This is a genomic window from Pseudomonas lurida (genome assembly GCF_013522705.1).
GTDB classification, from domain to species: Bacteria; Pseudomonadota; Gammaproteobacteria; order Pseudomonadales; family Pseudomonadaceae; genus Aquipseudomonas; species Aquipseudomonas quebecensis.
Genome location: NZ_JAAMRE010000022.1, coordinates 95,463 through 107,623, shown reverse-complemented (window position 1 = coordinate 107,623; position 12,161 = coordinate 95,463). Strand labels below are relative to the sequence as shown.

The 12,161-nt window shown below is 61.9% G+C and carries 10 protein-coding genes, 1 pseudogene and 1 riboswitch; of the genes and pseudogenes, 8 read left to right on the top strand and 3 right to left on the bottom strand.

Annotation, left to right across the window (positions count from 1 at the left end; all coding sequences use genetic code 11):
• A pseudogene (locus G7025_RS26645) lies at positions 1–187 on the bottom strand (IS110 family transposase); the annotation flags it as partial.
• Positions 188–363: 176 nt separating this feature from the next.
• Positions 364–1,803 carry a TolC family outer membrane protein gene (locus G7025_RS18110; RefSeq protein WP_181080492.1) on the bottom strand — a complete coding sequence of 480 codons (1,440 nt, stop codon included), beginning with the start codon at positions 1,801–1,803 and terminating at the stop codon, positions 364–366.
• A gap of 194 nt (positions 1,804–1,997) precedes the next feature.
• A riboswitch (TPP riboswitch) is annotated at positions 1,998–2,103 on the top strand.
• A 148-nt stretch (positions 2,104–2,251) separates the two neighbouring features.
• On the opposite strand from G7025_RS18110, the gene thiC reads away from it, so the two are divergent.
• Positions 2,252–4,156 (top strand): phosphomethylpyrimidine synthase ThiC, encoded by a 1,905-nt coding sequence (thiC, locus tag G7025_RS18105; protein ID WP_181080491.1) that lies wholly within the window; start codon positions 2,252–2,254, stop codon positions 4,154–4,156.
• 124 nt (positions 4,157–4,280) lie between these two features.
• Entirely contained in the window at positions 4,281–5,570 is a 1,290-nt protein-coding gene (cytX, locus tag G7025_RS18100) for a putative hydroxymethylpyrimidine transporter CytX (RefSeq protein WP_181080490.1), read from the top strand.
• On the opposite strand, the gene G7025_RS18095 is transcribed toward cytX, so the two are convergent.
• Positions 5,539–6,285, bottom strand: coding sequence for an RsiV family protein (locus G7025_RS18095; protein ID WP_181080489.1), 747 nt, complete (start codon positions 6,283–6,285; stop codon positions 5,539–5,541). The two genes, cytX and G7025_RS18095, sit on opposite strands and share 32 nt — an antisense overlap.
• 193 nt (positions 6,286–6,478) lie before the next feature.
• Here G7025_RS18095 and G7025_RS18090 point away from each other — a divergent pair, with 193 nt between their 5' ends.
• The 6 genes from G7025_RS18090 to G7025_RS18065 all read left to right on the top strand — a co-directional run bounded on the left by G7025_RS18090 (position 6,479) and on the right by G7025_RS18065 (position 12,122).
• The gene (locus tag G7025_RS18090) at positions 6,479–7,096 is read left to right on the top strand and encodes an NUDIX domain-containing protein (protein ID WP_181080488.1); all 618 of its coding nucleotides are present in this window, start codon (positions 6,479–6,481) and stop codon (positions 7,094–7,096) included.
• On the top strand, positions 7,087–7,536 hold the full coding sequence (locus G7025_RS18085; RefSeq protein ID WP_181080487.1) for a DUF1249 domain-containing protein: 450 nt from the start codon (positions 7,087–7,089) through the stop codon (positions 7,534–7,536). Before G7025_RS18090 ends, G7025_RS18085 begins: the two co-directional genes overlap by 10 nt.
• A gap of 97 nt (positions 7,537–7,633) precedes the next feature.
• Positions 7,634–8,449: a 3',5'-cyclic-AMP phosphodiesterase gene (gene cpdA / locus G7025_RS18080; protein WP_181080486.1), complete on the top strand. Its 816-nt coding sequence runs from the start codon at positions 7,634–7,636 to the stop codon at positions 8,447–8,449.
• Positions 8,450–8,559: 110 nt separating this feature from the next.
• Complete coding sequence (locus tag G7025_RS18075) at positions 8,560–9,168, top strand: YqiA/YcfP family alpha/beta fold hydrolase (protein ID WP_181080485.1); 609 nt, start codon at positions 8,560–8,562, stop codon at positions 9,166–9,168.
• A gap of 54 nt (positions 9,169–9,222) precedes the next feature.
• Entirely contained in the window at positions 9,223–11,127 is a 1,905-nt protein-coding gene (parE, locus tag G7025_RS18070; RefSeq protein ID WP_181080484.1) for a DNA topoisomerase IV subunit B, read from the top strand.
• Positions 11,127–12,122, top strand: coding sequence for an esterase-like activity of phytase family protein (locus G7025_RS18065; protein WP_181080483.1), 996 nt, complete (start codon positions 11,127–11,129; stop codon positions 12,120–12,122). The genes parE and G7025_RS18065 overlap by 1 nt, the downstream gene beginning before the upstream one ends.
• Positions 12,123–12,161: the final 39 nt, after the last annotated feature.

Genomic DNA, 12,161 nt, shown 5'->3' with positions numbered 1-12,161 from the left:
TTCTTGCCCAATAGTGGGCTCCGCCACATGCCTCCATGCCCACTAGGCAGGGCTCCAGGTTGGCAAAAAAAGGGACAACCTGCTCACGTTTGAGCTGCTTCCTTAGCGCTGTTTTTCCTTGTTGATCGATCGCGTGAAGTTGAAACACGGCTTTTGCCAAGTCAACCGAAACAGTCGTAATCTGCATGAGGACGCTCCCTTCCGCTAAGTGTGGATAACACTTTAACTTTGGCACATAGATGCCGTTAGGAAGGGGGCGTCCATTCCATTACCACAGTTACAGTGTTCCTCCTTAACTGACCGGCATAGGGGCAAGCCCCCTCCCACATGATCAAGCCCCTCACACATGATTTAGCAGCGTGATTAATTATTCGGGCGGGCCTTGAGCTGCTCGGCGGCGGCTTTGGCCAGGTCGGGTGGCAGGAAGTCGCGGTCCGGGTTGTAGTCAGCCTTGAGGTAGCGCGCCAGGTCCTGTAGATCCCCTGGGTTCAGCGTGCCCGCGGCCTGCTTCAAGCGCAGGTTGTCGAGAATGTAGTCGTAGCGGCTGTTGTTGTAGTTACGCACCGAAGCATAGAGCTGGCGCTGGGCGTCGAGCACGTCGACGATGTTGCGGGTGCCCACCTGATAGCCGATTTCCGTAGCTTCCACCGCGCTCTGGTTAGAGATGATCGACTGGCGGCGTGCCTGTACCTGCTCAACATCGGTGTTTACCGCACGGTGCAGGTTGCGGGTGTTTTCCACCACCTGGCGGCGCAGGCCCTCGCGTTGCTGTTCGGTCTGGCCCAGGCGCGAATAGGATTCGCGCACCTGCGAGCTGGTCAGGCCGCCGCTATAGATCGGGATATTCAGGCGCAGGCCGATGGTGCGCTGTTCCACATCACCGCGATAGGGCGTGCCGAAGGCATTCGGGTTGCTGAAACCGAGGGCGTCGTTATCGCCTTTTTCATATTGCGCCACCGCGTCCAGGGTCGGCGCGTGGCCGGCCTTGCGCTGCTTGAGGACTTCTTCGGCGGCGGTGACGGCATAGTTGCTGGCCAGCAGGTTGAGGTTCTGGCGCCCGGCGGTTTCGACCCAGGCTTTGGCGTCGTTCGGCAGCGGCGGCAACACCGGTAGCGTGTGGACAATGCCCTGGATCGAGTTGTACTGACGGTTGGTCAGGGTGATCAGCGCTTCAAATGCGTCCTCCACCTGGCGCTGCGCGAGGATTCGGTTGGCCCGCGCGGTGTCGTAGCTGGCCTGGGATTGCAGCACGTCGGTCTTGTCCGACAGGCCCACGTCGAAGCGTTCGTTGGACTGGTCCAGTTGGCGCTTGAAGGCGTTCTCTTCGGCCTTGGTCGAGGCCAGGTTGTCCTGGGCGCGCAGCACGGCGAAATAGTTCTCGGCGCTCTGCAGGATCATGTTCTGTTCGGTGGCCGACAGTTGCAGGGCCGCCTGTTCATTGGTGGCTTCGGCAGCCTGCAGCTGGAACCAGCGATCGGCGCGGAACAGCGGCTGGCTGAGGGTGGCGCGCCAGGAGTGGGCATCGCGGTTGGCGGTGGCGGCCGGGGTGTCGATCTGGGTGCGCACATTGTTGATATCTGCACCGCCCGAGAGGTTCGGCAGCAAGCCGGCGCGGGCCTGTGGCACCACCTCTTTCTGCGCGCCGTACTGGGCGCGGGCGGCAGCCAGGTCGGCGTTGTTATCCACCGCTTCCTGATAAACGCTGACCAGGTCGGTTCTGGCGGACAAGGGCGCTTCAGCTGCCCAGACCATTCCGTTGGTCGCACAAGACACGGCAAAGGCCAGTGAGAGTTTGCGCAGCATGAGGCGATCCCTGAATAAATATTATGGTGATAATTCGATGGCCAAGGCTACGGCGACTGGTTCAGAGCGTCAAGCCTCAGGCAGTAGCCGAGTGTAGTGGTGCTGACCCGGCGCAACAATCCTGCATTCACGCCATTCATCACGCTGAATGCAGCGCCATTGGCAATTTGCCCACACCCTGGTCTAGACTGGCGACGTTCTTGTCGGGGTGCCTTGTTGGAAGGCTGAGATCGGTAAATACCGGATCCCGTTGAACCTGATCAGGTTAGCGCCTGCGTAGGGAACAAGATTTCTCGTCACCCGGCGAGTCCTCTTGTGCTTCGTCCGGGATGCTGTTCGTTTATCAAGCAGCCCTCGTGCGCCAAGCACAGCACTGGTTCCAGTGCGTCCATCCGTCACAGGTTCGCTCCGACAAACATCCACCGCCTGGAGAGTTGGAGAGCCCGTGATGAGCACTGAATTAAAAAGCCAAAAAGCAAAAAATACCGTGCACTTGAGTGATTCGGCCAAGGTCGATTCCGGCTCCGTGCAGCCGTTTACCCGCTCACAGAAGATTTATGTGCAGGGCTCTCGCCCCGATATCCGTGTGCCGATGCGTGAAATCAGCCTGGATGTCACGCCTACCGAGTTTGGTGGTGAAATCAACGCGCCCGTGGTGGTCTACGACACGTCCGGTCCCTACACCGACCCCAACGTCATCATTGATGTGCGCAAGGGCCTGGCCGATGTGCGCTCACCTTGGATCGAAGCGCGCGGCGACACCGAGCGCCTGGCCTGCCTGAGTTCCCGCTATGGCCAGGAGCGGCTGGATAATCCCGATCTTGCTCACCTGCGCTTTGCGCACCTGCAGAACCCGCGCCGCGCCAAGGCCGGGGCGAACGTCTCGCAGATGCACTATGCGCGCAAGGGCATCATCACGCCGGAGATGGAATACGTCGCCATCCGCGAGAACATGAAGCTGGAGGAAGCCCGTGCCACCGGCCTGCTCAAGCAGCAGCACGCCGGGCACAGTTTCGGCGCGAGTATTCCAAAGATCATTACCCCGGAGTTCGTACGCGAAGAAGTTGCCCGCGGTCGCGCGATCATCCCCGCCAACATCAACCACACCGAGCTTGAGCCGATGATTATCGGCCGCAATTTCCTGGTGAAAATCAACGGCAATATCGGCAACAGCGCCCTGGGGTCGTCCATCGAAGAAGAAGTGGCGAAGATGACCTGGGGCATTCGCTGGGGCTCGGACAACATCATGGACCTGTCCACCGGCAAGCACATTCACGAAACCCGTGAATGGATCATCCGCAACTCGCCGGTGCCGATCGGTACCGTACCCATCTACCAGGCCCTGGAGAAAGTCGATGGTGTCGCCGAGGACCTGACCTGGGAGCTGTTCCGCGACACCCTGATCGAACAGGCCGAGCAGGGCGTCGACTACTTCACCATCCACGCCGGCGTGTTACTGCGCTATGTGCCGCTGACCGCCAATCGCGTGACCGGGATCGTCAGTCGTGGAGGCGCGATCATGGCCAAGTGGTGCCTGGCCCATCACAAGGAGAACTTCGCCTACACCCATTTCGAAGAAATCTGCGAAATCATGAAGGCGTACGACGTGAGTTTCTCCCTCGGCGATGGCCTGCGCCCCGGCTCGGTGGCCGACGCCAACGACGCGGCCCAGTTCGGCGAGTTGGAGACCTTGGGCGAGCTGACCAAGATCGCCTGGAAGCACGACGTGCAAACCATGATCGAAGGGCCCGGCCATGTGCCTATGCAGTTGATCAAGGAGAACATGGACAAGCAGCTCGAATGCTGCGACGAGGCGCCGTTCTATACCCTTGGCCCGCTGACCACCGACATTGCACCGGGCTATGACCACATTACCTCCGGCATCGGTGCGGCGATGATCGGCTGGTTCGGCTGCGCCATGCTCTGCTATGTCACGCCCAAGGAACACCTGGGCCTGCCGAACAAGGATGACGTGAAGACCGGCATCATTACCTACAAGATTGCCGCACACGCGGCCGACCTGGCCAAGGGGCATCCGGGCGCGCAGATCCGTGACAACGCCTTGAGCAAGGCGCGCTTCGAGTTCCGCTGGGAGGACCAGTTCAACCTCGGCCTGGACCCGGACACCGCCCGCGCCTTCCACGACGAGACGCTGCCTAAGGAGTCGGCCAAGGTTGCCCACTTCTGCTCCATGTGCGGGCCGAAATTCTGCTCGATGAAAGTGACCCACGAGGTGCGTGAGTACGCGGCCAACCAGCGCATCGACGCGGTGGATGTGGATGTGGCGAAAGGGTTGGCGGAGCAGGCGGAGCGGTTCAAGCAGGAAGGCAGTCAGTTGTACAAGAAGGTCTGACCGCAGACGGCGGTGTCTGTACCGCCGTCATCGGGGGCGAGTTCCCTCCCTCACCTGAATGTGGGAGGGGGCTTGCCCCCGATTGCAATCTCCCAAACAAAAAAGTCCCCAAGAGATACCCACCTTGAGCATTCAACCGAGTACCTATTCTCCCGACCTCGCAGTGCCTGCTGACAAAAGAGTATTTGGCGCCCGCGACCTGTTTTCCCTGTGGTTCTCTCTCGGCATCGGCCTGATGGTCCTGCAGACCGGCGCATTGCTCGCGCCCGGCCTGGGCTTGTGCGGTGCACTGCTGGCGATTTTCCTCGGCACCCTGGTTGGCGTGATGTTGCTGGCTGCCGTCGGCGTAATCGGCAGCGACACCGGCCTGTCCGCCATGGCCGCCCTCAAGCTCAGCCTCGGTGCCAAGGGTGCCGGCCTTCCGGCGCTGCTCAACCTGCTGCAGTTGGTCGGCTGGGGGGCGTTCGAAATCATCGTGATGCGTGATGCCGCTAGCCTGTTGGGCGCGCGGGCGTTCAGCGCGGGCAGCTTGATGGCCAGCCCCTGGTTGTGGACGCTGTTTTTCGGTGGTTTGGCCACCTTGCTGGCGGTCAGCGGGCCACTGACGTTCGTGCGGCAGATCCTGCGCAAGTGGGGCATCTGGTTGCTGTTGGCGGCCTGCCTGTGGCTGACCTGGAACCTGTTCGCCAAGGCCGATCTCGGCGCACTCTGGGCCCAGGCCGGCGACGGGTCGATGCCCTTTGCGGTGGGGTTCGATATCGCCATCGCCATGCCGTTGTCCTGGCTGCCGCTGATCGCCGATTACTCGCGCTTCGGCAAACGCGCCCAAAGCGTATTCGGCGGCACCGCACTGGGCTTTTTTATCGGTAATTTCTGGCTGATGAGCCTGGGCGTGGCCTATACCCTGGCGTTTGCGCCGAGTGGTGAGGTAAATGCACTGCTGCTGGCATTGGCCGGCGCCGGCTTGGGAATTCCGCTGTTGCTGATCCTGTTGGACGAGTCGGAGAACGCCTTCGCCGATATTCACTCGGCGGCGGTGTCCAGCGGGATATTGCTGCGCATGAAAGTCGAGCACCTGGCATTGGCTATTGGCGTGATCTGTACCCTGATCGCCTGCCTGGCACCGCTGGCGCAGTACCAGAACTTCCTGCTGTTGATCGGTTCGGTGTTCGCGCCGCTGTTCGGCGTGGTGCTGGTGGATCACTTTATCCTGCGCCGTCGTGGCCAGGGCGTACCCGGCAACGTGCGCTGGCCGGCGCTGCTGGCCTGGGTAGGCGGGATCGCCACTTATCACCTGCTGGCCAGCCTCTACCCGGATGTCGGCGCGACCCTGCCGGCGCTGATGCTGGCAGGGGTGCTGCAGTTTATCTTCGCACGCGTTTTCAGCGGCGCGCAGGCACCAGCTCAGGCTTGAGGATGCCATCCAGGCGCGAGTAGGGGATCTGCAACTCGACGTGGCCCAGGGCGTACGGCGCGATGGTAGAGGTGGGGTACTTGAGAATCACGCCGCCGTAGGTCAGCGCCACGTTCGGGGTTTTCTGGAAGGGGTAGGTTTTCACGAACTCCTGTTCCAGGCTCAAGCGTGTGCTGATCAGCCAGCTGTTGTGGGCGACCTGGGCGGCTTTCCAGAAGGCGTCTTCCTTGCCCGGCAGCAGCATGTCGGCCAGCGACAGGGCCTTTTGCTGTTGACGCGAATAGTTGATGAATGCGCGGCCGGGCTCGCCATGGGTGGCGCCCTGATCCAGGTAGCTGGACAACTCGATAATCACCAAGCCGTCATGCTGCTCGCGTACCTTGGCCTGCAAGTACATGCTGTTGCGTGGCGCGGCGGTCTTCAGAAACTGCTCGCGATAGGTTTCCAGGCTCGAGGGCAGCGGCTCGTTCGGGGCGGTGCGGGTCATCTCCAGCAGGCGCTGCTCGATCAAGGCGTCCAGCTTGGGCTCCTTGGCAAAGTGCACGGTGTCGATGTTCACCAGCGGGCAGTCGGCGCTGGCGCAGCCCGGCCTGCTCTGCTCGGTGGCGTCGCGGGTGGCTTCCAGCGGGGTGCGATAGCTCGGTTGAAACAGGCTTTGGCAGGCACCGAGGGTCAATGCGATGCAGGCCACGGAGGCAATCTTTAAAAGCGACATGGATGTCCTTCGTCTAACGATAAGAGCCAGATTTGTGCAGCTTCGACTCCCGGCAAGGCAGTCAGTTCGCCACTAAGCTCATTAGAGTGAGTTTGACGCTCGCCGTCTATCCCGGCAACCGGAAAGGGGCTGCGCCGACGGGCTTGAGCGCGTTAGGATGGCGCGAATTGCCCAGGCATAACGAGGAAGGGATATGACGGACACAGCAAAATCGAAGCCGAGAGCGATTGAAATCGTGCAGCGCGACAATGCCTACAAAGGCTTCTACAAGCTTGATCGCGTGCAATTGCGCCACGAGAAATTCGACGGCGGCATGAGCCGGGTGATCAACCGCGAAGTCTTCGTCCGTCACGACGCCGTGTGCGTGCTGCCCTACGACCCGCAGCGTGATGAAGTGGTGTTGATCGAGCAGTTTCGCGTGGGCGCCATGGGCCGTACCGACAACCCCTGGTTGATCGAAATGGTCGCCGGCCTGATCGACAAGGATGAGCAACCTGAGGAGGTTGCGCACCGCGAAGCCGAGGAGGAAGCTGGGCTGACCTTCTCCGCGCTGTGGCCGATCACCAAGTATTTCCCGTCGCCCGGCGGCAGCACCGAATTCGTACACTTGTACCTGGGTCGTTGCGACAGCACGGGCGCAGGCGGCGTTCACGGCCTGGAAGAAGAAGCAGAAGACATCCGCGTCACCACCTGGGCCTTCGAAGACGCCCTGCAAGCGGTGCGCGACGGCAAAATTTCCAACGCAGCCAGCATTATCGCCCTGCAATGGCTAGCGCTTAACCGCGCGCAAGTGAGGGGGTTATGGCAGTAAAGGCACGGGAACGTTATCGCGTCGACCTGATCGGGCTGCAAGCCGCCTGCGAGGCCAATTATGCGCGGCTGATGCGCTTGCTCCCCGACATGCGCCACGCCCCCGAGGCGCGGCGCATCGGTGTGACCCATGGTGACCAGATGCTCGGTGTGCTGGCCCTGGAAGTCATCGTCAACTGCCCGTACACCACCACCCTGCGCATACGCCAGGAGCACAGCCTGCCGTGGTTGCCGGTGCCGCAACTGGAGGTGCAGGTGTACCACGACGCGCGTATGGCCGAAGTCATCAGCGCCGAACATGCGCGGCGCTTTCGCAGCATCTATCCTTACCCGAACGTGTTCATGCACCAGCCCGATGAAAAAGCCCAGCTCAATGTGTTCCTGGGTGAGTGGTTGAGCCATTGCCTGGCCCTGGGGCACGAGTTCGAAGTCGTGCGATAGATGTGAACTGTGTCTGCTTCCCCAGGTTTCCTCTTTGTGGCCTGCCCAGCATAATCGCGTCAACCGTCCATTCCTGTGATTGCCTTGGGAGAGCGCCTTGTCGAGCGTATCCACCGTGAGCCCCGACGCTTCGGCGTTGCTGGTACAACTGTCCGACAGCCACCTGTTCGCCGAGGGCGACACGACGCTGCTGGGCATGAATACCCGCCAGAGCCTGCAACGGGTGATTGAATTGGTGCGCGAGCAGCAGCCGACTATCGACCTGGTGCTGGCCACGGGGGATTTGTCCCAAGACGGTACGCTGGAGTCGTATCAACAGTTTCGCGCCCTGACCGCAGCCATCGATGCCCCCGCCCGCTGGATTCCCGGCAACCACGACGAGCCGCGGATCATGGTTCACGCCGCCGCACACAGCGATTTGCTCGAACCGGTGGTGGATGTCGGCAACTGGCGCATTACCCTGCTTGACTCTGCCGTTCCCGGTTCCGTGCCCGGCTACCTGCAGGACCAACAGCTGCAATTGCTCGCTCAGGCCCTGAGCGAGGCGCCGAACCGTCATCACCTGGTGTGCTTCCACCACCATCCGGTATCGATCGGCTGTGAATGGATGGACCCCATCGGCCTGCGCAATCCCGAGGCGTTGTTCGCCGTGCTGGACCGCTTCCCCCAGGTCAAGGCGCTGCTCTGGGGTCATGTGCATCAGGAAATCGATCGCGAGCGCAACGGCGTGCGCCTGCTGGCGTCGCCTTCCACGTGTATTCAATTCGCGCCCGATAGCGAGGATTTCAAGGTCAGCGAACAGGCACCGGGCTATCGCTGGTTGCGTTTGCATGCCGACGGACGGTTGGAGACCGGCGTGGAGCGGGTCAAGGGATTCGCCTTCAGCGTCGATTACGGCAGCAACGGCTATTAACGGCTGCAAACACTGAACAGAAACTGTGGGAGGTGGTTGGATGATCGGGTGCTCACACCGCCCCGATCCCTGTAAACTGCGCGTTTTAGCGCAAGCACGGAGAGCCCGGCATGTCGGCTTCGATCCTGTATATCCACGGTTTCAACAGCGCGCCGGCCTCCAACAAGGCCAGCCAGTTGATAACCGTGATGGATAACCTCGGCCTGTCCGACCGGTTGCGTGTCCCGGCGCTGCATCACCACCCGCGTCAGGCGATTCCTCAATTGGAGGCAGCCATCGCAGAACTGGGCAGCCCACTGCTGGTCGGCAGCTCGCTCGGCGGCTACTATGCAACCCATCTTGCCGAACGCCATGGCCTCAAGGCGCTGCTGGTCAATCCGGCGGTCAGCCCGCATCGAATGTTCGACGGTTATCTGGGCACCCAGAAGAACCTCTATACCGATGAAACCTGGGAGCTGACCCACGATCATGTAACGGCGCTGGCCGAGCTGGAAGTGCCCGCGCCCCAGGACCCCACGCGTTACCAGGTGTGGTTGCAGACCGGCGATGAAACCCTGGATTACCGTCTAGCCCAGCAGTACTACCGGGCCTGCGCCCTGCGCATCCAGGCGGGCGGCGACCATGGTTACCAGGGGTTTGCCCGGCAACTGCCGGCGTTGCTCGGTTTTGCCGGCATTGGCGCAGATCAGTATCAATCCTTCGATTTCTCGGCACTGTAAGCGCCTTGCCAATCGCAGGTTACTTTTTAATCGAACGACTCACGATGAGACCCCATGGCCACTCCCAGCGCTAGCTCTTATAACGCCGACGCCATCGAAGTCCTCTCGGGCCTCGACCCGGTGCGCAAACGCCCCGGCATGTACACCGACACCAGCCGGCCTAACCACCTTGCCCAGGAAGTCATCGACAACAGTGTCGACGAAGCCCTGGCTGGCCATGCCAAGTCGGTGCACGTCATTCTCCACGCGGACCATTCCCTGGAAGTGTCCGACGATGGTCGCGGCATGCCCGTGGACATCCACCCCGAAGAAGGCGTGTCGGGCGTCGAGCTGATCCTCACCAAGCTTCACGCCGGCGGCAAGTTTTCCAACAAGAACTACCAGTTCTCCGGTGGCTTGCACGGCGTGGGTATCTCCGTGGTCAACGCCTTGTCTACCCTGGTGCGGGTCAAGGTCAAGCGCGACGGCAACGAGTACCAGATGACCTTCGCCGATGGCTACAAAGCCACCGATCTGGAAGTGATCGGCAGCGTTGGCAAGCGCAACACCGGCACCAGCGTTTACTTTGCGCCGGACCCGAAATACTTCGATTCGCCGAAATTCTCCATCAGCCGCCTCAAGCACGTGCTCAAGGCCAAGGCGGTGTTGTGCCCAGGCCTGCTGGTCACCTTTGAAGACAAAGGTACCGGCGAGAAGGTCGAATGGCATTATGAAGACGGCCTGCGTTCCTACCTGGAAGATTCCGTCAGCGACTTCGAACGCCTGCCCAACGAGCCGTTCTGCGGCAGCCTGGCCGGCAACAAGGAAGCCGTCGACTGGGCACTGCTATGGTTGCCCGAGGGCGGCGACAGCGTGCAGGAAAGCTACGTCAACCTGATCCCCACCGCCCAGGGCGGTACTCACGTCAATGGCCTGCGCCAGGGTTTGCTGGATGCCATGCGCGAATTCTGCGAGTACCGCAGCCTGTTGCCGCGTGGAGTGAAGCTGGCGCCGGAAGACGTGTGGGAGCGCATCGCGTTCGTGCTGTCGATGAAGATGCAGGAGCCTCAGTTCTCCGGCCAGACCAAGGAGCGCCTGTCGTCACGTGAAGCGGCGGCGTTTGTTTCCGGTGTGGTCAAGGACGCCTTCAGCCTGTGGCTCAACGAGCACCCGGAACTGGGCCTGGCCCTGGCCGAGCTGGCGATCAACAACGCCGGTCGCCGCCTCAAGGCCAGCAAGAAAGTCGAGCGCAAGCGCATTACCCAGGGGCCGGCACTGCCTGGCAAGCTGGCCGATTGCGCCGGGCAGGACCCGATGCGCTCGGAACTGTTCCTGGTCGAAGGCGATTCCGCCGGCGGCTCCGCCAAGCAGGCGCGGGACAAAGAATTCCAGGCGATCCTGCCGTTGCGCGGCAAGATCCTTAACACGTGGGAAGTCGATGGCAGCGAAGTCCTGGCCAGCCAGGAAGTGCACAATATTGCCGTGGCCATCGGCGTCGATCCCGGCGCGGCCGATATGAGCCAGCTGCGTTACGGCAAGATCTGCATTCTTGCCGACGCCGACTCCGACGGCCTGCACATCGCTACGCTGCTGTGTGCACTGTTTGTGCAGCACTTCCGCCCGCTGGTGGATGCCGGCCACGTCTACGTCGCCATGCCGCCGTTGTATCGGATCGACCTGGGCAAGGAGATTTTCTACGCCCTGGATGAAGCCGAGCGTGATGGCATCCTCGACCGCCTGGTGGCCGAGAAGAAACGTGGCAAGCCCCAGGTCACACGATTCAAGGGCCTGGGCGAAATGAACCCGCCGCAATTGCGTGAAACCACCATGGACCCCAATACCCGGCGCCTGGTGCAGTTGACCCTCGACGATTTCGCCGCCACCAGCGAAATGATGGACATGCTGCTGGCGAAAAAACGTGCCGGCGACCGCAAGTCCTGGCTGGAGACGAAGGGCAATCTGGCTGAGGTACTGGGCTGATGCGCACAGGTTTCGCCCTGGCGATCCTGATATTGAGCGGGTTGGCGAGCGCCCAGGTGGCCGCCGCGCCCGTGGCTGAGCTGGTGCTCTTGTCCGAGCACCCGGTGGAAGGCATGCGCGGCGGCAACCTGTCGGGCCTTGCGGTGTGCGCCAATGAATTGTGGACGGTGTCCGACCGCGACGACGACCGGATCTACCGCCTCGATATCAGCGCGCCGACCTGGCAGGCCGAAACCGTACAGATCGATGTGCCGCCGGTACCCGAGTCCGGTCTGCCCTGGGGGTTGCGCTCGCGCACCAAGGCGGCGTCGTTCATTCGCGGTGGGGACCTGGATTTTGAAGGCATCACCTGTGACGCCATGGGTAACCGCTACATTGTCAGCGAGGCTCATGCGGCGGTGCTGCAAGTACCGGTGGCCGGTGCGCCGCAGTGGTTGAAGATCGCCCCCGGCATGGTGCGCGAAGCCCGCGCCAGTGGCATGTTGCTGCACTTCAATGCGCTGTTCGAGGGCCTGGCGGTGAATCCACAGGGCAATCAGCTCTGGCTCGCGGCCGAGCGTGAGCGGCGCGGGCTGGTGTCCATCAAGCGCCCGCAGAGCTTGTGGGACTGTGACGGGCGCTGCGTACTGCTGAGTGAGGCCGGCACAGAGATGCAGCCGGCCCAGGTACCCAACGCCAAGGCGGTATCGAGGAATTTCTCCGACCTGGCGTTGTTCGACGGCAAGTTATTTACCCTTGAAAGCAGCCAGTACCAGATCTGTCGCCGCGATGCCGTTACGGCCGCGGTCGAACGGTGCTGGTCGTTTGCCGAAGGCATGCTGGCGCCGCAACGCCGGTATGACCAACCCTATGGGCTGGCCGAGGCGCTGGTGATCGACGCCGAGGGCGCCTGGATCGGGCTGGACAATAACTTCGGCCCCCGCGCCGATGGTGAGAAGCGTCCGGTGGTCTATCGTTTTGCCGCCCCGGCCGGTGGCTGGAGCGCCCAGCCGTGAACCCTGCATTTTTTGAATTGATTCAGCGCCGCGGCCGTT

Bases quoted from the DNA above. Each gene is read 5' to 3' on its own strand.
- thiC (WP_181080491.1), top strand. From the start codon at position 2,252: ATGAGCACTGAATTAAAAAGCCAAAAAGCAAAAAATACCGTGCACTTG.
- G7025_RS18085 (WP_181080487.1), top strand. From the start codon at position 7,087: ATGGCAGTAAAGGCACGGGAACGTTATCGCGTCGACCTGATCGGGCTG.
- G7025_RS18075 (WP_181080485.1), top strand. From the start codon at position 8,560: ATGTCGGCTTCGATCCTGTATATCCACGGTTTCAACAGCGCGCCGGCC.
- G7025_RS18110 (WP_181080492.1), bottom strand. From the start codon at position 1,803: ATGCTGCGCAAACTCTCACTGGCCTTTGCCGTGTCTTGTGCGACCAAC.
- G7025_RS18090 (WP_181080488.1), top strand. From the start codon at position 6,479: ATGACGGACACAGCAAAATCGAAGCCGAGAGCGATTGAAATCGTGCAG.
- G7025_RS18065 (WP_181080483.1), top strand. From the start codon at position 11,127: ATGCGCACAGGTTTCGCCCTGGCGATCCTGATATTGAGCGGGTTGGCG.
- G7025_RS18095 (WP_181080489.1), bottom strand. From the start codon at position 6,285: ATGTCGCTTTTAAAGATTGCCTCCGTGGCCTGCATCGCATTGACCCTC.
- parE (WP_181080484.1), top strand. From the start codon at position 9,223: ATGGCCACTCCCAGCGCTAGCTCTTATAACGCCGACGCCATCGAAGTC.